Origin of the sequence: Chitinophaga sp. sic0106 (assembly GCF_019219075.1) — a bacterium.
In the GTDB taxonomy this organism is placed as follows: domain Bacteria; phylum Bacteroidota; class Bacteroidia; order Chitinophagales; family Chitinophagaceae; genus Chitinophaga.
On record NZ_JAHUWJ010000004.1, the window covers coordinates 211,806 to 232,086 of the forward strand.

Sequence of the window (20,281 nt, forward strand, 5' to 3'; positions counted from 1 at the left end):
TCGAAATTATCCGCTATGCCTGTGTTTGTACTGATATTATTTCTCTGGTTTTCTGTACAATTTTCACATTCTGAATATTTTTTGTTAGAATCTGTCTAAAATCAGGATAATTTTTTCTATTTTGTTGGAAGATTATTTATTTCAATCGATTGTTTTTTATATTTTTGATCGTGTACTGCTATTTCCTGATACAATAAACAAATCAACTGAAGAGAAAAGACCAAAATTTTTCCCACGTATGAAATTAATTGGCTCATGACTTAAGGTCTAGTTACTAACTTTTCATGCAAACGTTTGCTGTGCCATTCCACTTATGTCGGTTACCGGCGAGGCTTTCTATTGCTATTTTATCATGCATTCAAATTACATAGGTTTCGGACTGTAACCCGATTCAGCCTTTTATTGCTCAAAAATTAATACCTAATGATTCACTATTTACCACGTTCTTCATCGGGTAAACTACGTTTACACTGGATGATGCTGACACTGATACCCGCAGCGGGTATGATTTGTACCGCGCCTGCATATGCGGCCTCAGGTGCATCCGGCAATGCTGTAGCTGAATTTTTTCAGCAGGATCCAGCCCAATCACACGTTATCACAGGTACAGTAACAGACGATAAGGGACAGCCGGTTCCCGGTGTTACCATCGCTGTAAAAGGTACTTCCCACGGTACCGTTACTGACGCTAAAGGTGCTTATTCACTGCGTTTCCCTAACAGCGTTAAATCACCTGTACTGGTATTCACTTCCATGGGCTTCAGCGCCAAAGAAGTGGCTTACACCAACCAGAAAACAATCAACCAGCAAATGGTGACCGACCAGAAAGCACTGGGAGAAGTAGTCGTGGTTGGTTATGGTACCCAGCGTAAAGTAAACATGGTGGGTGCCGTTTCGGCAATTAAAGTAGATGAAAAGATGGCAGGCCGTGCAGTGTCCAACGCCTCTTCTGCACTGAGTGGAATGGTGCCTGGTCTGGCAGTAAGCCAGCCAATGGGTATGGCCGGTAAAAACGGTGCAAACCTCACCATCCGTGGTCTGGGTACGGTAAACAACGCCAATCCGCTCATCGTAGTGGATGGTATGCCGGACGTAGACATCAACACCATCAACATGAACGATATCGAGAGCATCTCTGTTTTGAAAGATGCAACCTCGGCGTCCGTATACGGTTCCCGTGCGGCCAACGGTGTGATCCTCGTGACCACCAAATCCGGTAAGGGAAACAAAAAAACACAATTCAACTTCAACGGCTTTTACGGGGTAGCAAAACCTACGAAATCCTATGATTTCATGGCCGACTACCCACGCTCCCTTACCCTGGCGCAAATGCAGCAGCGGGTAAGCACGATGCGTGACCTGCTCACCTTCCGTGATGGTACCATCGACCAATGGATGGCACTGGGCATGATCGATCCACTGGCATACCCTAACACAGACTGGTGGAACATCATCATGCGCGACGGGGTGAACGAAAACTACAACCTCTCTGCTTCCGGCGGTAACGACTTGTCCAACTTCTTCGTGTCCGTGGGCGTGCAAAATGAGCGAGGACTACAGATCAACAACGATTATAAAAGATATAACGCACGTTTTAACTTCGATTATAAACTGCGCCCTAATATGAATGTAGGGGTGAAATTCGCCGGTGTTTGGACGAAATTTACCTACGCCCTCGAAAATGGCTTCACCGATGATGATGGTGGTAACCTCGACCTGCAATATGCTATCGCAGGTATCACGCCATATGATCCCATCACCGGCAAATTCGGCGGTGTAATGGCCTTCAACGAAGATCCGCAGGCGTTCAACCCATACATGATGTTCACACAGAACAAAAATGACCAGAACCGCCAGCAACTCAACGCCAATGTGTACTACGACTGGTCGCCTATCAAAGGCCTGACCGCTAAGGTAGATTACTCCCTGGCTTATTATAACCAATTCAGCTACTCGGCACCAATTCCTACCACCTCCTGGAACTTCCAGACGATGACGAACGGAAGCCGTGTATGGTACGGTGCTAACGCAGGTATTTCCAACAACACCAGCAGCGGTTATAAAACACAGCTCAACGGTAGCCTGACGTATCACAAAGCATTTAATAAGAACCACGACTTTACCGTTCTGGGTGTATATTCAGAGGAGTACTGGTACGACCGCAACCTGAACGCGAGCCGTAACGACCGTCTCTATCCTGACCTGCACGAAATCGATGGTGCCTTAACCAGTATTCAGGGTACTGGCGGTAACTCCAGCACGGAAGGGCTGCGTTCCTATATTGGTCGTATCAACTACACCGCATACGATAAATACCTGCTGGAACTGAACTTCCGTACAGATGGTTCTTCTAAATTCCTGAAAGGCAGCCAATACGGTTTCTTCCCGTCTGCGGCCGTGGGTTGGAGATTCATCGAGGAAGACTTTATTAAACAATATGTATCCAACTGGCTGAGCAACGGTAAACTCCGTGCCTCATATGGTACACTGGGTAACAATAGCGGTGTTAAACGCTATGAGCAACAGGAAACCCTGGCTATGGCATCCTACTTCCTGGATAAGGATATCGTTAAAGGATTTGTAAACCAGAAAATGGTAAACAGGGATCTGACCTGGGAAACTACTTCGGTATTAAACATCGGTCTGGACCTGGGCTTTTTCAACAGCCGCCTGAATGCTGAACTGGATTACTACAACCGCCTTACTTCCGGTATGAACAGGCCTTCCGACTTGTCAATGCTGCTCACCGGTGCTTACGATGCACCACGCAAAAACATCGGTAACCTGCGCAACAAAGGGGTAGAGCTGAACCTGACCTGGACAGACAAACTGTCTAACGGCATCTCCTACATGCTGAATGCCAACGCCTCTTATAACCGTACCACCCTGGAAAAATGGAACGAGTACCTCGGTCGTGGCTATACCTTCCTCAACATGCCTTACCACTTCGTGTATACCTATACGGATAAAGGCATTGCCAAAACGTGGCAGGATGTATACAATTCCACTCCACAAGGTGCCTCTCCCGGTGATATTCTCCGCAACGACGTGAACGGCGATGGTATCATCGACGGTAACGATAAAGTAGCACAGGAAAACTACCAACGCGACAGACCTACCACTAACTATGCCTTATCTGGTAACGTTAGCTGGCATGGTATCGACTTCAGCTTCCTGTTACAAGGTGCTGCCGGCCGTAAAGACTATTGGATCAACAACTATAACAATACGAACTTCAGCGCTACCCGTTACGCCACCACCTGGGATCACTGGACTAATCCATGGAGTACCGACAATCCAAACGGTATCTGGCCACGCCTGGGCGGTATCGGTGGAAACCGCGAGGAAACTACCTTCTGGCTGGATAATATGTCGTACCTGCGCCTGAAAAATATTCAGCTGGGTTATTCCATTCCTTCCCGCCTGGTTAAACTGGCTAAGATCAACAGCGTAAGAATCTATGGTTCTGCTGAAAACCTTGCCACTATTACCAGGTTCCGTGGTCTGGACCCTGAAATGACTGGTAACAGGAACATTGCGTATCCGTTGCTTAAAAATTACTCCTTAGGTGTGAACGTTGGATTCTAATAAAATTGTTATGAAGAGAAAATCATTATCTATTATACGCACCGCAGTTGTTGCCTCTTCCGTGGCACTGCTGGCTACCGGATGCACCAAGAACCTGCTGGATCAGCAACCTACTACTGAAGTTGGTTCCAGCTTCTTCTGGAAAACGGAAGACGATGCCACTTACGCACTGATGGGCGCCTACAACGCCACCCGTTCCGTGTTTGACCGCGATTACTATTTCGATGGACAGGGAGAGTATACCCGTACCCGTGGTACTTCCACTTCCAGTGGCGATCCATACAATCCATCCAGCAGCGCCGGTTATCAGTCGGCCAGCTATGGTGACCGCTTCGATAACTATTTCAAAGCACTATACGGTTCTGTCAACCGTGCCAACTACGTTATTGAGAACGTAAACGCGATGATTGACCGTAAAGTAGGTAACAGGGAAAAGCTGGAAGTAATCGTGGGCGAAGCAAAACTGCTGCGCGGTATGACTTATTTCCGTCTGATCAGCATGTGGGGAGATGTGCCTTACTTTGATAAGGTGGCAACCTCTAACGCTGATGTACAAACGCTTGCCCGCATGCCGATCACTCAGATCAAGGATTCGATCATGAATGATTTCAGCTATGCATTTGAAAAACTGCCTGCCAAGCCATCCGCTGTTGGCCGTGCTGCGAAACCTGCCGCACTGGCGTTCCGTGGCAAGCTGCAGTTGTTCTGGGGCTCCTGGAATAAAAACGGCTGGCCTGAGCTGACTACCTTCAAACCGGATGCAGCTGCTGCCACTGCAGCATTTAAAGGCGCTGCGGAAGATCTCGGGCATGTGGTAAACGATTACGGGTTGGCCCTCTTCAGAGGTGGCGAGCCTGGTGCAATCGATACGCTCGGTGGCGGTGAAATTCTCCCTAACTATTTCTACCTGTTTATGCCAATCGCTAACGGTGATCCTGAAATGATCATGGCATTTACACACGGTGGTACCAGTACCGGTCAGGGAGAATCACTCATGCGTGATTTCTCCGGTCGTACTATGCAGCGTTCCCAGTGCTGGGTGTCTCCGCGCTACGAGCTGGCAGATCGCTATCAGCTGATCACCACCGGCGAGGAAGCGCCAAAGCTGAAGCCTATGGCTCCAACTGCCGCCGGTGCAAGAACAACCGTTAACTCCGCACTCAACCCGCAGAGTTATGCCAACCGTGATTATCGTATGAAGTCCACCATCATGTGGGATTACGAAAAAGCAATTGGCATGCAGGCGCTGAAAGCAACCGGTTTCGCTCCTTTCATTTATAAATCATGGGGTACCAACATCACCATCGGAGGTGTTTCTTATACCACCTACGATACCGATGGTTGCAACTCTGGTTATGTATACCGCAAGTTTGTACGTAACTACGCCGGTCAGGATCGTACCGATGGGGATTACAACTACCCTGTAATGCGCCTCGCTGATGTGTTCCTGATGTATGCGGAAGCTACCAATGAAGTAAACGGTCCGCAGGCAGATGCGATCGCGCTGGTAAATAAAGTACGTCGCCGTGGTAACCTGCCAGCACTTAAAGCGGATAGATATACCGGTAAAGATGCTTTCTTCAAAGCCATTGAGCAGGAGAGAATTGTGGAACTGGTGGCTGAAGGACAGCGTGCGTTTGACTTGCGTCGCTGGAGAAAACTGGAGGCGCTGTATGGTGGCCTCGGTGGACTGGGTGTAGGCCAACAGGATACACAGGGCGCTGTAAGACAATCGCCAATTGTGTTCCAGAACGCTACTGAAAGGGATTATGCGAGAGCATATATTTTCAAGATCCCGCAGAGCGAACGTGACCGCAACCCGAACCTGACCCAGAACACGCCTTGGTTATAATTGAAAATTTGACAATCCGGAGATAGTAATGATCCAGTGAACATTACTATCTCCCTAAAATAAATCAGTATGAAGAAATTTGTAATCATCAGCGGCTTGATCCTGTTTTTTGCAGGCATGATAAGCAGCTGTAAGAAGAACGACCTGCCAGTGGATGAAGACGGACTGCTGATCACCACACGTACCGATTGCTACGTTACCAACTTTGAATTGCTCGGTTCTGACTTCCAGACCGTAAGAAGTAAAGCTCCCGTAATTGATACCGCCTTAGGTACCATTACCCAGGAGGTATTTTATGGTGCTGACCTGAAAAATCTATGGCCACAGCTGTCACTCGCACAAGATTGCAAGCTGGAACCTAAGATTACCGGTAAAACAGATTTCTCTGACCTTGCAAACCCACGCCAGTATACAGTCGTATCTGGTAACAGGCAAATCAGGAAAACTTACAAGATCATCATCACCGTTCAACCAAAGTAAAACCTGAGACATGAGAATTAATTTCAGATCATATACACCCGCTCTCTTTGGGATAATGCTGCTGGCGGCATCCTGCGCAAAGGACGATGCATACGAAACACCCACTACAAAAGATCAGCTGCAGAACGATTGTATCAAACGTTCTACCGGACCTAATATTTCCGGAGGCATGATTGAATTTGCCTATGCCATGGCATTACCTGCCTCCAGAGGAAAACTGGTATCTGCACAGGTAGAAGCCAGCATTGCCGGTGCTTCCGGTACTTACCTGGAGAATAATTCCTATTATTATTCCATCGAGCAACAGAAAGATGTGCCGGTGAAAATAGGGGAGCCTTCTGTTACTACCGGCACTACCACGGTTACCACTTTCACGAAAGATACCATGGCTTCTACGCTGCGTTTCTTCTACCAGATTCCGGAAGAAGCAAAAGGTAAATCTGTCACCTTCACCTTCTCTGCTAAATCCAGCAACGGTGAAAATGTATCCTACAAAATGGGACCTTACGAAATATCCACCATGGATATGAAGCTGGACCTGAATATGACAGATGGCGATTCTACCTACTTCTCTGTAGCCGACATGAAAGTGTACGCTAAAAATCAAACGGTGGATGCATCAAAAATCGACCTGATTTATATGTACCGCACTTCAGCCACCGCCAGCCTGAAACATGCACTGGTGTCCCCAGGCGCTCCTAAAGAGTACCTGCAGGACTTCGTAGTGCCAGGTGGTGCCGCTAATGTGACCAAACTGATGAAAACCTTTAACCTCCGCGATCAGCAGCTGGCGCGCCTGCAATATGGTGTGTTCATCACCGACCTGGACTTTAAAGCGGTAGATTTTACCAACCAGCCAAGTTATCTCTTCAACCTGAAAGGGGAAGGTGGTACCTGGGTGGAAACCGCTGACGGTAAATACAGAGCATATATCTATATCAATAAAGTAGATGATGCTAAAAAATCCATGGTTATCAGCGTGAAACGCTACCAGGTGAAGTAATATTTTTATTTGCTATATGCACGAAAAGGCGCCAGGGGCGCCTTTTCGTGCATATGACGGAGCCGTTTCCGCAGACTTCGGTAAAAATTATACAAACATCTACTTATGAAAAAGACCTTGCTAGTAATCGGGGTGCTGCTGGCAGCAGTTACCGTGCAGGCACAAAACCTGCTCAGTGGGCGCTATAACCCACAGGAACTGGCCACAAAGCTGATTCCGCGCGACAAATGGGAACCTTTCCCCGCACGTGAAAAAAGGGCCGTGTGGACTACCGTAGATCCAAAGCTGGCCGCCAATACCATCAAAGCCGCAGAAGGGTATCTGAATTACACCTGGCCAGGCATTCCGGCCACCGTGTCCATGCTGATCGTGCGCACCGGCGACCGCCGCCAGTACCAGGAAATTGCCAATGGGAAACGACAGGTGCTGGCTACCCTCATGATGGCAGAAGTATATGAAAACAAAGGCCGGTTTACAGATGATATCATCAATGGTATCTGGTCCGTTTGCGAAGAATCTTTCTGGGGTGCATCCGCACATCTTCCAAAAGGAAAAGACGGTGGATTACCGGACGTCGCTGAGCCATTTGTAGAGCTGTTTTCAGCAGAAACAGCTGAACTGCTGGGCTGGGTCGACTACTTCATTGGCGACAAACTGGATGCGGCCTCTCCGCTCATACGTAAACGTATATACGACGAAACTAACCGCCGCGTGTTTACCCCGCTCATGACCAAACACCATGGCTGGATGGGTAGCAGTAGTTCAGGCAGAAGGCCAAATAACTGGAATCCGTGGATCTCCTCCAACTGGCTCACCGCCGTGCTGCTGCTCGAACCGAACGAAAAGGTAAGAGCTGCAACGGTCAGCAAAATTTTGCATACACTGGATCAGTTCCTTAATCCGTATCCGCAGGATGGTGGTTGCGACGAAGGTCCGGGTTACTGGAGTGGCGCTGCTGCTTCTCTCTACGACAATATCTGTATGCTGAACCTGGCTACCAACAATGCTTTTAGCTATGTGCTGAAAGAGGAGAAGGTTAAACATATGGCGCAGTTTATCTACAAGGCACAGATCAGTGAAAAGTACTTCATTGACTTCGCAGACGCTGATCCACAGCCAGGAATGAACGGAAGTCTCGTATATCGCTTCGGTAAAGATGTAGGTGATCCGGACATGATGAAGTTTGGCGCCTGGTATATTGATAACGACCGGGATGGCATCTGGCGGGGTACGTATATGTATTACCGTAATCTCTATTCCTTATTCATGAAAGAGGAATTCCGCAAGGCCGAGAAAGGGTTGCCGTTGCTGGAAAAAGTGTGGTGGCCTGACCTGGAAGTAATGACTGCCCGCGACAACGGTGGCACCGCCAAAGGCTTTTATGTAGCAGCCAAAGGCGGTAACAACGATGAAAGTCATAACCACAATGATGTTGGTAACTTTATTGTGTACTACGATGGCTTGCCGGTATTGATTGATGCTGGACGCGGCACCTACACCGCCCGGACTTTCAGTGGTCAGCGCTACGATATCTGGTTTAACCGTTCCGACTATCATAACCTGCCTACCGTTAACGGCTACACGCAGCCGAATGGGCCTCAATATAAAGCCACGACGGTGAGCAGTACCAGCAATAAATCAGGTAGCATCATGCAGCTGGACCTGGCAAAAGCATATCCGGCTGAGGCGGGGATTAACAACTGGAACAGAACTGTGCAGCTGCTCAAGAAACAAAAGGTGGTAGTAGAAGATCAGGTGAGCCTGAATCGCACGGATAGCCTGACCCAGCACCTGATGACCTGCTTTCCGGCAGAAGTGACTGCTCCTGGTGTGATTACCATTCACGGCGAAGAAAGGGATTACCAGTTAAATTACTCTTCCAAAATGAAGGCTTCCGTTGAGAAACTGGTATTGACGAAAATGGAGGATAAAGGAATCATTGAGAAGTGGGGCGATAGTATTTATCGCATCAACCTTGAAGTCGTTAAGCCTGCCGCAAAAGAGAAATTTGTATATACAATAACACCATCAAAGCAAACGGCGTCTGCGAAAGGCAGATAGTTGCTTTATGGTCAGATAGATGATTGCGGAAACGCAAAGCACGATGAGGCCCCAACGTAGGTAGCTGGCCGTTGTAATCGGTATACCCATGCCGGTGCCTACTGCAATATAAGCAGCCAGGCATACAGGGCATTTGGGTATAAGCGCCAGTCCAACTCCCGGCAAGGCCCATCGTATGAAGTGGAGAATGCGCCGGAATACAGGCCGGCGCATTTTCTCTGCTTTGTTACAGGAACAGGAATGATGTGACATAACATATATTTTAGTGACAGCAATTGCCATTGCCCGTAACGGCAGGCTGTTCCGCATACATGTCGTGGAGTTTCACCCAGCCCATCGGGTGATCCCCCTCATTCCGCCCTTTAGGAGCTATATCCAGGTAGTTAAAAGTATTGGTCAGCGTTTCCATGCCTCTGGCATAAGTGGAGTAGGTGTGGAAAATTGCTCCATCTTCCTCTTTATAAAAAGCACTCACGCCAGGCTGTTCTTCCCCCGCATTTTTCTCCAGCCGGTAGTTATAATACACCCCGCCATTGCTGAGCTCTTCCGGCTTAAAGGAGACTTTATAGTCGTAATTGAAATCATTGCCATTAGATGATACCCACTTAAACTGCCAGCCCATGCGTTTTTTGAATTTTTCAATTTCTGCCAGGGGGGCGCGGGACACTACTACCAGGTTGACGTCATGGTTGTACAAATGCGGCAGCACACCGTCGATATTATCCGCATTGAAGGAGCAGCCGGTACACCCTTCTTTCCAGCCGGGGCCCAGCATAAAGTGTACTATCAGCAGCTGACTGCGGCCATCAAAGAGGTCGGAAAGGGTTTCTTTGCCTTCCGGACCATCAAAAGAATAGGTTTTGGTAACCGCCTGCCAGGGCAATGCCTGTCTTTCACGGGCAATCTGATCGCGCAGGCGGGTCAGTTCTTTTTCTTTCACCAGCAATGCTTTGCGGGCAAGATCCCATTCAGCTGCGGATACTACTTTATTTTTAGTTTGCATAACAAATGGATTTTCGACTACAAATATCCATTTAACGCCTGCAAGTAATGCTGGGCAAAAACGTCAATTTAGGGGTCATATGCGACCCTCCTGCAAGGGCAGCATGAAGTTATGGGCACTGATGTAGAAACCATAGTTCAGGTACAAACGATGTGCATGGCTATTACCATGGCCGGAGGATAGCCGCACACTGTGCAGTCCCTGCTTCACCGCCAGTTCGCGTATATGATCCAGCAGCTGCTTTGCGTAACCCTTGCCCTGGAATTCCGGCAGGGTCGATAAATCATCGATGTAAAAATGCGGACCGCCGAGCAGCTTGTGCAGTCGCCGGAAACCAGCGATAGCAGCGGCGCGTGAAGGGTCTGATTCATCCGTGATGTATACCAGCATGTAACCATCGGTGTCCTGCATCGCTTTTACCTGTGCCAGCACTTCGTCTTTTTTCAGCATTGGCCGTAAGGCCACAATAGCGTCTGCACAAGCGTTAATTTGTTCGTCGGAATTGGCGTATTGTACCGGCATTATTTGTTGAATTGATAGTTAAGAGAGATGGCAATCCTGTTCCAGGTATTGATCTGAACAATGGCCATGAGGATTTGTGCCGTACCGTCCATCCCGAAATGTGCTATCACGTCCTGGTACGTTTTATCTGATAAGCCCTGCTGGCCTATTTGTGTCACTTCCTCTGTCATGGCCAGCAATGCGCGTTCTGCCGGAGTGTACAGCGTTGTCTCTCTCCAGGCATTAAGCAGGTATATACGCTGTTCCGTTTCCCCGTATTTGCGTGCATCGCGTGTATGCATGTCTATACAATAAGCACATTGGTTGATCTGTGATGCCCTGATTTTAATCAACTCTTTCTGGATAATATTAAGTTTGGAATCTGTGCCAAATACATGCAGCGCCCTAATGGCCTTTACAGCCTCCGGAAATTGCTCGTGTAAACTGAATCTGGTGTTCATCTTTTTTATTTAGGGAGATATTAACTGCTACAAATGTATATTTGATCTGGACTAGTAGAGTAGTCCACTTTTGAATTAATAAGTAGTCCAGATGCTTCCATTCAAATCACTGATAGAAATAGACCGCAACGCGCATCAGGCCATCTATCTCCAGGTGGCTAACCGCTTTATTACCCTCATCCGGGACGGTATGATCCGCCCGGGCACCTTTCTGCCAGGCAGCAGGATATTGGCTGATTTGCTGGGCCTTCACCGCAAAACAGTGGTAGCAGCCTACGATGAGTTGGTGAGCCAGGATTGGGTAGTGCCCGTGCCGCGAAAAGGCATGATGGTAGCCACGAACCTCCCAATGGTAAAACCACGGACGTTTTCAGGTGCGGTCCATGCTTATGCGCAGCAGCCTGCATTTGAAATGAATACTTTTCCTGTACTGCCACATCCTAACAAAGTTGGTGCTACCAAAAAACTGGTGGTAAATGATGGCTTTCCGGATGTGCGCCTGGCGCCATTGGAGGATTGGATGAAAGAATGCCGCTCCCTGATTCAGCAGCCAGGTTATGCCCGCAACCTGGCCGCAACTGCCGTTGCTGGCAATCTGCATCTGCGGACCCAGCTGGTAAAGCATCTCTCTGATACCAGGGGACTCAACATCACCCCCAGCAATATTATGATTACACGAGGTGCGCAAATGAGCATTTATCTGGCCGCAGCTACGTTGATCCGTAAGGGTGATTATGTAATAGTGGGTAGCCCCAATTACTATTTCGCAGATCTTACTTTTGAGCAGCTGGGGGCAAAACTGCTAAGAGTGCCGGTGGACAACCACGGGATAGACGTAGATGCGATCGAGCGACTTTGCAAAAGCAAGCGGATAAAGCTACTGTACGTGATCAGTCATCATCATCACCCAACCACTGTTACATTAAGTGCGGAGAGAAGAATGAAGCTGCTGGAAATCATCAGGAAGTATAACCTGGCTGTAATTGAAGATGATTACGATTACGATTTTTATTACAGCGCATCGCCGATTGTACCCCTGGCCAGTGCGGATCATGGTGGTAATGTCATCTACGTGGGCTCCTTTACCAAATCGCTTGGATTATCATTGCGCATGGGTTTTATGATAGCCCCGGAAATGTTTATAGAACGGGCTGCACAACTGCGGCAGTTGATGGACCTGGGAGGCGATAACCTTGTGGAAGAGGCGCTGGGTAATATGTTAAAGGCTGGCGTAATTGCCCGTCACCTGAAAAAAGCCAATAAAGTATATCGGGAAAGGCGGGACCTGGCAGGGGAGTTGTTGCAACAACAGTTGGGCAACAAGGTATCTTTTGAGCTGCCACAGGGTGGGATGGCTATCTGGCTTCAGTTTGATCCCGCCTGCAACCTGGCGGCTGTAACTATCAGGGCAGCGGATCTCGGGCTTACTATGAATAATGGCTACCGGTATTTTTACGGTACACAGCCAGGAAATGCCATTCGGTTTGGCTTTGCATCACTTAACCAGCGGGAGCTGACGCAGGCAGTGACAATCATCCGCAAAGCGATGGACCGCATGTAGTCAGCCAACCGCATGACGGTTCCGGCAATCACCTGCAATGCGATGGGAAAAGCGTAGTAAGCCTGCTACCATCATTTGCATTCAACGTTCCTTTTAGTCCGCCAACCGCAGGCGCCATGTGGCGCGGGTGCGGCGCACCTCCTTCAGCTTTTCTTTCTGATCAGGGGTGAGCGCCGCCATAAATTGCGGCAAGCTGCTGATAAGCGCATGGTTCGGTTGTGCTACCTCATCAATTACAAAACCCATTTCTTCAAAAAAAGATTCTGCTTCTTCAAAAGAACTGAACTTCTTCTCTTCAATTTGATGTGCCTTCAGAAATTGCATTAATGCATCATCACGATACATTTTGGCGGCTACGTCTGTATCTTCACGGATATAGATATCGGCAGTAATCCAATATCCCCCGCTTTGCTGCAAAATTCGGCGGATGATGCCACATAGTTGTTCTTTCTCGGCTGTATCAAGATACATCAGCAAGCCTTCATTGATGATAGCCACAGGGCCGGGAGGAAACCTGGCAGTTAAGGAACGGAAGGTGTTTTCGTCAAGGGCATTTAACCCTTCGAGATCCAAATGGCCTGCAATGGGCTCCGGATGCAATTTTTCAATGAAGGATTTTTTGGCAGCAATGAGGTCTGGTAGGTCTGTATCGATATAATAAACTGTAGGGTCGGCTACCATGGCGAGGCCACGGAATGAAAAACCGGCTGATATCTCCACGATATTTTTTATATCAATTGGTTTCAGCAGCTGGTCAATACTGCGGTATCGCTGTTCAAAGTGTACAATCCTTGCCCAGTAACGGGCGGCCTTTTCAGGATCTGCCTGGAATGGCTCCGGCTCTCCCAGTAATGCTACTGCTTCCTTGCAATAAGGCAGGGTAGTATGTCCTTTCAGATACAACAGCCCTTTTGCGGAGGGACTTATGGAGTTAAAATCTCGGTTAGAAGGTGTTTCCATTGTAAGTTTTCCTGCATTAAAAAAGGCCATTCCTGCATTACAGAAATGGCCCGGTTTGAATAATATAGCATGTTCCGTAGTATCATGCATGTTATCTGATCGCTTTCATGAGTCGGCTCCAGCGGATGCCATCACTATCGTAACTCATCCAGGTGATCCAGGCTTTGCCTACCACGTGATCCTCCGGCAGGAAGCCCCAGTAACGGGAGTCGATAGAGTTATGGCGGTTGTCGCCCATTACCCAGTAATAATTCATTTTGAAGGTATAACTGGTGGTGGGTTGGCCATTGAGTATAAAGCTACCATTTTTCACTGTAAAATCATTGCCCTCATATATCTGAATAATGCGCTGGTAGAGCGGCAGGTTTGCTGCTGTTAACTGTACGGTGACGCCTTTGGCGGGTACCACGACCGGGCCGAAATTATCCTGGTTCCAGTGGAAGCGGGTGGTGTCAAAAGGGAATACGCCGGGATCCGACATTTCCGTGTTGACAAACGGCGTAACTGCGGTAACGGACGACCATGTTTTGATGGTGGCCAGGTCGGACTGGTTAAAGTTACAGAGGTATAATCCCGCCTGTCCGGTAGGGGTAGGCTCATCGATGATACCCATTTCTTTCAGCCGGGCAGGGTTAAGCGCATCACCATTGGTTTGCACGAGGTACTGCATCTCGCTGCCGGGAGCCACATAGGCCGGCTTAGTATTTACAAATAAGTGTCCGTCGCGGATTTGCAGGGTATCGCCAGGTACGCCCACACATCTTTTGATAATATTTTCTCTTTTATCCAGGGGGCGTGGAATAATGTGGTAGCTGTTCCAAACCTCCTGACGGCCGAGCTGTCGTACCAGCTCGTAATAGTTCACGTTCTCTTCTACCTCGAGTGCCACGGTATCCCCGGCAGGGAGATTAAACACCACAATATCATTTCTTTCGAGAGAGGAGAAGCCTGGCAGGCGCTTATAGGGCCATTTTACCAGCGTGCTGTAAGAGGGACTATAACTGGTAAAAGGCATCTTGTTGTGTACCAGTGGCAGTGCCAGCGGTGTTACCGGCAGCCTGGGGCCGTAGCTGATCTTACTGACGAAAAGGTAATCGTTTACCAGCAGGGTGCGTTCCATAGAACCAGAGGGAATACAATAGGCCTCGAAAATGAACATCCTGATCAGGGTGGCGGCTACAATGGCGAATATACCAGCATTGAGCCATTCCCGGAGTATGGATTTCTTTTCTCCAGTAGTATCTTTCCGGCGGCGGAAGAGTTTCATACTATAAGAATTTTGAATCTAATATCGGCTAAATATCAATAGCCGGATTAGAAATTATCCCGGCGGCGGGAAATGGATGCTCAATGGCATTTATTTTCTTATCTTCGTACTAACCCATAATTGAAAATTAGGGATTTTGTATATGGCAAGATCACAGGAAACCTTTAACAAACAAGAATTCCAAAAGAAGAAGCAACAGAAAAAACAAGAAAAGGCGGATCGTAAAGAAGAGCGACAGTCCAAGAGCAACAAAGGCAAGAGTTTGGAAGACATGATGGCCTATCTGGACGAGAATGGTAATCTGACTACCGTGCCTCCGGATCCGTCTAAAAAGAAAGAAGTCAATCTGGAAGATATACAGATAGGAGTGGCGCGCCAGCAGGAAGAGGCGGAAGATCCGGTGCGTACTGGTGTGGTAACGTTTTATAACGATGGAAAAGGCTTCGGCTTTATCAAAGACAGCCGCAACCAGGAGAGCTATTTCGTGCACATTAACCAGTCGAAAGACCCGCTGAAGGAGAACGTGAAAGTATCTTTCGAGCTCGGAAAAGGTCCTAAAGGCCCGATCGCCATTAATGTGCAGGTAATAAAATAGCCTGCTGCAGGCACATCGTTTACGCTACAATTTACCGTCCCAAAGCCACCTGCTTTGCGGCACTAATATCTCCCTGTACCTTATAACACCAAAACGGGACTCGTCCACAAGCATTCCGGTAGCACCCGGGTTATATAGATATGATTGCCCACGTATGAAAAAAGATTCTGTTACTACACCTGTAACGGCCATGCCGTTTAATTTATTTGATCAGGAACTCAGTGAAAATGGAATTGGTTGTCATACCATGCTGGAAGCCTTTCCCGCCGCAGCATACATCTGTGATATGGATGGTCATGTAAGGATTTTCAATCACCTGGCCATTAATCTCTTTGGTCGTATGCCCGCCACAGGTACTGATAAATGGTGTATGAGCCTGAAAACTTTTTCTCCCAATGGCAAGCCTTTGCAGCCCGAGGAATACCCGGTAGCCTGCACCATTGAGCAACAGCGGCCATACGCCGGTAAAGCGATTATCATCGAAAAGCCGGATGGCAGCAGGCGTATGCTCGAAGTAAACACCAGTTTGCTGTATAATCATCGGCACCAGCCGGTGGCGGTAATGTGCGTGGCCAGGCCACCGCTGACGTCCAGCGATTGGCTGGCGACCAGCGTTTAGCACTTACTATATTGATGGAGATCCATCCAACACGACCGCCATTATAATAATCCGCACATGTATTCCTGGCCGAAGGCGAGGAACACCAGCGAAAAAATATTAAGAAAATCTCCTTGTGAGAAAAAAACTAATGTATCTTTCTTCCCTATTAGAAACGAATTATGATAGTTGATACATTAGATCGTGCAGCACGATACCACGTCCTCGGCGAAAAGTTTGTAAAAGCCTTTGATTACCTGCGCCAGACCGACTTTACCACCATTGCGAAAGGGAAATACGACATTGACGGCACCAATATATTCGCCATCGTTAATGAATACGATACCATCGCGGAAGAAGGTGAACAAATGGAAGCCCACCGTAAGTACATAGATGTACAATACCTGGCGGCCGGAGAAGAAAGAATAGGTCATGATTTTTTGGGAGATAAAAATCCCTCCAAAGCCTACTCCGACACAGAAGATTACATGCTCTTTGCAGAGAAGCCTGCTTTCTATACGGTACTCAAACAGGGCCAGTTTGCTATATTTTTCCCAACGGATCTGCATATGCCTAATCTTCGTGTAGCCGGTCCCGTGCCCGTTAAAAAAGTAGTGATTAAAATTGCGGTGGACTAATGGAGATATTGATACGTGAAATCCAGTCCGGCGATAATGCAGCTTTGGCGGGCATTATACGTAAAGGTATTGAAGAATTTGGGGTGCCGCTGGAAGGCACTGCGCATAGCGATCCTACTACGGACGACTTATTTACTTTATTTAAAACACCTGGTTCCGGATATTTCGTGGCAGTGGAAAACGGTGTAATCCTTGGTGGCGGTGGTTTTTACCCCACTGAAGGATTGCCTGCAGGTTGTGCGGAGCTGGTTCGTTTTTTTCTTTCGCCTGCGGCGAGAGGAAAAGGCCTCGGTGTTAAATTGCTCGAAAATGCCAGCGAGGCGGCCCGGAAAGCGGGCTATACTTCGTTCTACCTGGAATCATTTCCTGAGATGACAAAGGCAGTTGCGATGTATGAGAAAAACGGATTTCAATACCTGCCGGCAGCATTGGGCAATTCAGGGCATCACGCCTGTACTATCTGGATGTTAAAAGACCTTACTTCATTATGAGTCTGATTGGAAATATTATCTGGCTGATTTTTGGCGGTTTCTTCACCGCTATATGGTATTTTATTGTAGGCTTCGGCTTTTGCATTACCATCATTGGTATTCCTTTTGGCTTGCAGTGCTTTAAAATAGGACTGCTGACGCTGATGCCTTTTGGGGCAAATGTGAGAGAAGCAAATCCGCCAACAGGCTGCCTGTCCACCATCTTCAATATCATCTGGATATTTGCAGGTGGTATCTGGGTGGCGCTTGGGCACTTGCTGTTTGGCCTGCTGCTCGCCATTACCATCATCGGTATCCCGTTTGCGCGGCAACATTTTAAATTATTGGCATTGACGTTTGCACCATTTGGTAAAGAAGTTTATTACTAAATTTCCCGTTAATTTTTTCGAAGCGGGTGTATCAAAAGTAGTATACACCCGCTTTTTTTCGGGTACCTGTGGTGGAAGATTTTCCTGTATCCAATTCTCCGGATCTTTAAATTACTGTTGATACATCCCGGCCAACCAAACACCATCCTCTGGCAGTTTCTGTTTTTTTTAACAAATCCACGGGTTACCTCTGCTGCGTTTCCGGTATAAAAGGAAAATTACTACTATATGCGAAACGCCCTTCCGCTGTGGGTTCTACCCGCCCTGACCCTTGCTGCCTGTTCATCACAGCGCTATGAAAAAGATGCCGCTGCGAGCGAAGCTGTATCTGCGGAAACAGTAACTGCCGCTGCTGATTCCACCTCTTTTGCAGCTGATATTGCTTCCCTTAACAGCGCTTCCCGCAAACGTGTACGTACCGCTGATGTAAGCTGTCGCGTACCCGATGTATTTACTGCCAGCCAGGCGCTGGAAAGAGTGACAAAATCACTCGATGGTATTGTAGTAGAGAGCAAACAGCAAAACGAAATCTCCCATGAAAAGTACATTCCATATAAAGGAGACTCTTTGATGCATGTACGGATGTACAATACAGTGGCGAGTCTTACCCTGCGTGTGCCTGCAGCTGCCATGGATTCCGTAGTGCAGGTACTGACCCAACAAGCCACCTATATTGATTACAGAACGTTAAAAGATCAGGATAAAACACTGGATTACCTGAGCAATTCCCTGCGCAACAATGCTAAAACGTATACGGCAACAGCAGACAGGCATACCTCTTCTGTAGATGCAGCCAATTACAATCAGTCAAAAGAAGATAATACGATCAGCCGCCAACTCAACAACCTGGCTATTTTGGATGAAGCCAATAATGCCACCATTACCGTGGCTATGGTGCAACCCGGCCGTGCGGATGTGGTAGTGGAAGTAGACCCGACAGCTGCCACCCGCGCAGGTTTTGGGACTGAGTTGAAGACAGCGTTGTATACGGGAGCGGATATACTGAGGAATATTGTATTGTTCTTTATTACGATCTGGCCTTTCGTGATCATAGGTATTATAGTTTGGGTAATGGTAAAGCGTTTCAGGAAAACTTCCGTGCAGGCATAGTAATCCACTCAATTTTTTTTAAATTGAGCGGATCATTTTAGCCGCATGAATACAACAACCAAACCGCGCTTATTGTCGCTGGACTTTTTCAGGGGCCTTACGGTGGCCGCCATGATAATGGTAAACAACCCAGGTAGCTGGTCCTATGTGTATCCTCCGCTGGAACACAGCAAATGGAACGGTTGCACGCCAACAGACCTGATATTTCCTTTCTTTCTGTTTATCGTTGGCGTATCGGTACCATACGCCATGGGTACGAAAAAAGAAGATCCTGCTCAACATCGTTCACTGATCATACATGCACTCCGTCGTGCGGTCACCCTGATCCTGATCGGGCTGGCATTGCGACTGATATTTAAGTTCGACCTCGCTCATTTACGTTTTCCAGGCGTATTGCAGCGTATAGGGCTCGTATTTGGTATAATTGCCGTGTTGTATATCAAAACCAGTTTACGTACCCTGAAATGGATATTTGCAGCAGCGTTGATAGGCTATTACCTGTTGATGACGGTAGTGCCGGTGCCAGGAGTAGGGCCTGCTAACCTGGAGCCGGAAACAAACCTGGGGGCCTGGCTGGATAGGTTGGTGTTTACTACCAATCACCTATGGGCATCCAGTAAAACATGGGACCCGGAAGGATTACTGGGCACAATCCCGGCAGTAGGTACCGGCATCTTTGGTATACTGGTGGGCAGCTGGCTGCGCAGGAAAGATAAGGATGATGCCGTGAAAGTTAGCTGGCTGTTTGTCTATGGCTTCTTTTCGATTATCCTGGCCCTGGTGTGGGATCTGTTTTTTCCGATTAACAAATCCCTGTGGACCAGCTCCTTTGTACTGTACACCGGTGGTTGGGCAACCGTAGGCCTGGCGGTGTGTTACTGGCTGATAGATGTGCAGCAACGTACACGTTACCTGACGCCAATGGTAGCATTTGGCCGCAATGCAATTACCGCCTATATTTTATCGGCACTGGTACCGAAATTACTGAGCCTGATTCCTGTAGGAGAATTGTCCTTACAGGCATGGCTAAACGAAAAAGTATGGAGTAATATTTTCACGCCATACAACGCATCACTGGCAGCAGCGCTGTTCCTGGTTTTCCTTATCTGGATACCGATGGCAGTGATGTACCGCAGAAATATTATTATAAAAATTTAGAGAGATGGAAGAGAAACAAAAGAAGCATGTCAGTAAATTTCTGAGTCTGGTGCTTCGCCATAAGCCGGAAGAAATTGGACTGGAGCTGGATGCAAACGGCTGGGCAGTGATAGATGAGCTGATTGCAAAATCAAACGTGAAATTTACCAAAGCAGATTTATTGGATATAGTGGCTACGAACGACAAGCAGCGGTTTGCGCTGAATGCCGATCAAACCATGATCCGTGCCAGCCAGGGGCATAGTGTGAACATTGACCTGGGCCTTGCGCCATCTGTACCGCCGGAAATACTGTACCATGGTACGGCCGCTGATACGGTGGATCTTCTCCGGAAGGAAGGTATTCAGCGCATGTCCAGGCAGTATGTGCACCTGAGCACGCAGCAGTCAACCGCCGTACAGGTGGGCGGCCGTCATGGTGCGCCTGTGGTAGTGAGCGTACGTACCGGGCAAATGCATGCCGATGGATTGCTGTTTTACTTGTCCGAAAATAAGGTATGGTTAACTGAATTTGTGCCGGCAAAATATATCGACTAGCGCCATTTTTTCGTTAAATTGTGGTGCTATTGGAAACCTTTAATCACCAGA

Annotated in this window: 20 protein-coding genes; 14 read left to right on the top strand and 6 right to left on the bottom strand. The window is 47.9% G+C overall.

All coding sequences use genetic code 11. The annotated features are described in order from the left end of the window. The first annotated feature begins 423 nt into the window (after positions 1-423). The 5 genes from KW844_RS08085 to KW844_RS08105 all read left to right on the top strand — a co-directional run bounded on the left by KW844_RS08085 (position 424) and on the right by KW844_RS08105 (position 8,984). Positions 424-3,588: a TonB-dependent receptor gene (locus tag KW844_RS08085; RefSeq protein ID WP_218376207.1), complete on the top strand. Its 3,165-nt coding sequence runs from the start codon at positions 424-426 to the stop codon at positions 3,586-3,588. Positions 3,589-3,598: 10 nt separating this feature from the next. Next, entirely contained in the window at positions 3,599-5,440 is a 1,842-nt protein-coding gene (locus KW844_RS08090; protein WP_218376208.1) for a RagB/SusD family nutrient uptake outer membrane protein, read from the top strand. A 69-nt stretch (positions 5,441-5,509) separates the two neighbouring features. Continuing rightward, positions 5,510-5,920, top strand: coding sequence for a hypothetical protein (locus KW844_RS08095; RefSeq protein ID WP_218376209.1), 411 nt, complete (start codon positions 5,510-5,512; stop codon positions 5,918-5,920). Positions 5,921-5,930: 10 nt separating this feature from the next. Beyond that, a complete protein-coding gene (locus KW844_RS08100; RefSeq protein WP_218376210.1) occupies positions 5,931-6,923 on the top strand; it encodes a DUF4466 family protein in 993 nt (330 codons plus the stop codon). Positions 6,924-7,028: 105 nt separating this feature from the next. Further along, the gene (locus KW844_RS08105; RefSeq protein WP_218376211.1) at positions 7,029-8,984 is read left to right on the top strand and encodes a heparinase II/III family protein; all 1,956 of its coding nucleotides are present in this window, start codon (positions 7,029-7,031) and stop codon (positions 8,982-8,984) included. On the opposite strand, the gene KW844_RS08110 is transcribed toward KW844_RS08105, so the two are convergent. From KW844_RS08110 to KW844_RS08125, 4 genes are all read right to left on the bottom strand, one after another. Further along, on the bottom strand, positions 8,952-9,236 hold the full coding sequence (locus KW844_RS08110; protein WP_218376212.1) for a hypothetical protein: 285 nt from the start codon (positions 9,234-9,236) through the stop codon (positions 8,952-8,954). The two genes, KW844_RS08105 and KW844_RS08110, sit on opposite strands and share 33 nt — an antisense overlap. A gap of 10 nt (positions 9,237-9,246) precedes the next feature. Next, entirely contained in the window at positions 9,247-9,987 is a 741-nt protein-coding gene (locus tag KW844_RS08115; protein ID WP_218376213.1) for a thioredoxin family protein, read from the bottom strand. 75 nt (positions 9,988-10,062) lie between these two features. Further along, positions 10,063-10,509, bottom strand: a complete 447-nt coding sequence (locus tag KW844_RS08120) for a GNAT family N-acetyltransferase (protein WP_218376214.1) — start codon at positions 10,507-10,509, stop codon at positions 10,063-10,065. Then, positions 10,509-10,949 carry a carboxymuconolactone decarboxylase family protein gene (locus tag KW844_RS08125; protein WP_218376215.1) on the bottom strand — a complete coding sequence of 147 codons (441 nt, stop codon included), beginning with the start codon at positions 10,947-10,949 and terminating at the stop codon, positions 10,509-10,511. Before KW844_RS08125 ends, KW844_RS08120 begins: the two co-directional genes overlap by 1 nt. 91 nt (positions 10,950-11,040) lie before the next feature. On the opposite strand from KW844_RS08125, the gene KW844_RS08130 reads away from it, so the two are divergent. Next, a complete protein-coding gene (locus tag KW844_RS08130) occupies positions 11,041-12,510 on the top strand; it encodes a PLP-dependent aminotransferase family protein (protein WP_218376216.1) in 1,470 nt (489 codons plus the stop codon). A 93-nt stretch (positions 12,511-12,603) separates the two neighbouring features. Here KW844_RS08130 and KW844_RS08135 read toward each other — a convergent pair whose 3' ends face one another. Beyond that, positions 12,604-13,470, bottom strand: a complete 867-nt coding sequence (locus KW844_RS08135) for a class I SAM-dependent methyltransferase (RefSeq protein WP_218376217.1) — start codon at positions 13,468-13,470, stop codon at positions 12,604-12,606. Between the two features lie 91 nt (positions 13,471-13,561). Further along, positions 13,562-14,737 carry a signal peptidase I gene (gene lepB, locus KW844_RS08140; protein ID WP_218376218.1) on the bottom strand — a complete coding sequence of 392 codons (1,176 nt, stop codon included), beginning with the start codon at positions 14,735-14,737 and terminating at the stop codon, positions 13,562-13,564. Between the two features lie 142 nt (positions 14,738-14,879). Here lepB and KW844_RS08145 point away from each other — a divergent pair, with 142 nt between their 5' ends. The 8 genes from KW844_RS08145 to KW844_RS08180 all read left to right on the top strand — a co-directional run bounded on the left by KW844_RS08145 (position 14,880) and on the right by KW844_RS08180 (position 20,230). Further along, positions 14,880-15,332, top strand: a complete 453-nt coding sequence (locus KW844_RS08145; RefSeq protein WP_218376219.1) for a cold-shock protein — start codon at positions 14,880-14,882, stop codon at positions 15,330-15,332. 154 nt (positions 15,333-15,486) lie between these two features. Beyond that, positions 15,487-15,951 carry a hypothetical protein gene (locus KW844_RS08150; protein ID WP_218376220.1) on the top strand — a complete coding sequence of 155 codons (465 nt, stop codon included), beginning with the start codon at positions 15,487-15,489 and terminating at the stop codon, positions 15,949-15,951. A gap of 161 nt (positions 15,952-16,112) precedes the next feature. After that, positions 16,113-16,568: a YhcH/YjgK/YiaL family protein gene (locus tag KW844_RS08155; protein WP_218376221.1), complete on the top strand. Its 456-nt coding sequence runs from the start codon at positions 16,113-16,115 to the stop codon at positions 16,566-16,568. Continuing rightward, positions 16,568-17,059: a GNAT family N-acetyltransferase gene (locus KW844_RS08160; protein WP_218376222.1), complete on the top strand. Its 492-nt coding sequence runs from the start codon at positions 16,568-16,570 to the stop codon at positions 17,057-17,059. Before KW844_RS08155 ends, KW844_RS08160 begins: the two co-directional genes overlap by 1 nt. Next, on the top strand, positions 17,056-17,427 hold the full coding sequence (locus tag KW844_RS08165) for a YccF domain-containing protein (RefSeq protein WP_218376223.1): 372 nt from the start codon (positions 17,056-17,058) through the stop codon (positions 17,425-17,427). The genes KW844_RS08160 and KW844_RS08165 overlap by 4 nt, the downstream gene beginning before the upstream one ends. Before the next feature lie 228 nt (positions 17,428-17,655). After that, positions 17,656-18,537 (top strand): DUF4349 domain-containing protein, encoded by an 882-nt coding sequence (locus KW844_RS08170; RefSeq protein WP_218376224.1) that lies wholly within the window; start codon positions 17,656-17,658, stop codon positions 18,535-18,537. A gap of 45 nt (positions 18,538-18,582) precedes the next feature. Then, a complete protein-coding gene (locus KW844_RS08175) occupies positions 18,583-19,695 on the top strand; it encodes an acyltransferase family protein (protein ID WP_218376225.1) in 1,113 nt (370 codons plus the stop codon). A 4-nt stretch (positions 19,696-19,699) separates the two neighbouring features. Further along, a complete protein-coding gene (locus tag KW844_RS08180) occupies positions 19,700-20,230 on the top strand; it encodes an RNA 2'-phosphotransferase (RefSeq protein WP_218376226.1) in 531 nt (176 codons plus the stop codon). The last annotated feature ends 51 nt before the right edge of the window (positions 20,231-20,281 follow it).

Bases quoted from the DNA above. Each gene is read 5' to 3' on its own strand.
- KW844_RS08175 (WP_218376225.1), top strand. From the start codon at position 18,583: ATGAATACAACAACCAAACCGCGCTTATTGTCGCTGGACTTTTTCAGG.
- KW844_RS08150 (WP_218376220.1), top strand. From the start codon at position 15,487: ATGAAAAAAGATTCTGTTACTACACCTGTAACGGCCATGCCGTTTAAT.
- KW844_RS08130 (WP_218376216.1), top strand. From the start codon at position 11,041: ATGCTTCCATTCAAATCACTGATAGAAATAGACCGCAACGCGCATCAG.
- KW844_RS08135 (WP_218376217.1), bottom strand. From the start codon at position 13,470: ATGGAAACACCTTCTAACCGAGATTTTAACTCCATAAGTCCCTCCGCA.
- KW844_RS08125 (WP_218376215.1), bottom strand. From the start codon at position 10,949: ATGAACACCAGATTCAGTTTACACGAGCAATTTCCGGAGGCTGTAAAG.
- KW844_RS08105 (WP_218376211.1), top strand. From the start codon at position 7,029: ATGAAAAAGACCTTGCTAGTAATCGGGGTGCTGCTGGCAGCAGTTACC.
- KW844_RS08170 (WP_218376224.1), top strand. From the start codon at position 17,656: ATGCGAAACGCCCTTCCGCTGTGGGTTCTACCCGCCCTGACCCTTGCT.
- KW844_RS08155 (WP_218376221.1), top strand. From the start codon at position 16,113: ATGATAGTTGATACATTAGATCGTGCAGCACGATACCACGTCCTCGGC.
- KW844_RS08095 (WP_218376209.1), top strand. From the start codon at position 5,510: ATGAAGAAATTTGTAATCATCAGCGGCTTGATCCTGTTTTTTGCAGGC.
- KW844_RS08180 (WP_218376226.1), top strand. From the start codon at position 19,700: ATGGAAGAGAAACAAAAGAAGCATGTCAGTAAATTTCTGAGTCTGGTG.
- KW844_RS08145 (WP_218376219.1), top strand. From the start codon at position 14,880: ATGGCAAGATCACAGGAAACCTTTAACAAACAAGAATTCCAAAAGAAG.
- KW844_RS08100 (WP_218376210.1), top strand. From the start codon at position 5,931: ATGAGAATTAATTTCAGATCATATACACCCGCTCTCTTTGGGATAATG.
- KW844_RS08110 (WP_218376212.1), bottom strand. From the start codon at position 9,236: ATGTCACATCATTCCTGTTCCTGTAACAAAGCAGAGAAAATGCGCCGG.
- KW844_RS08085 (WP_218376207.1), top strand. From the start codon at position 424: ATGATTCACTATTTACCACGTTCTTCATCGGGTAAACTACGTTTACAC.
- KW844_RS08090 (WP_218376208.1), top strand. From the start codon at position 3,599: ATGAAGAGAAAATCATTATCTATTATACGCACCGCAGTTGTTGCCTCT.
- KW844_RS08115 (WP_218376213.1), bottom strand. From the start codon at position 9,987: ATGCAAACTAAAAATAAAGTAGTATCCGCAGCTGAATGGGATCTTGCC.
- KW844_RS08165 (WP_218376223.1), top strand. From the start codon at position 17,056: ATGAGTCTGATTGGAAATATTATCTGGCTGATTTTTGGCGGTTTCTTC.
- KW844_RS08160 (WP_218376222.1), top strand. From the start codon at position 16,568: ATGGAGATATTGATACGTGAAATCCAGTCCGGCGATAATGCAGCTTTG.
- lepB (WP_218376218.1), bottom strand. From the start codon at position 14,737: ATGAAACTCTTCCGCCGCCGGAAAGATACTACTGGAGAAAAGAAATCC.
- KW844_RS08120 (WP_218376214.1), bottom strand. From the start codon at position 10,509: ATGCCGGTACAATACGCCAATTCCGACGAACAAATTAACGCTTGTGCA.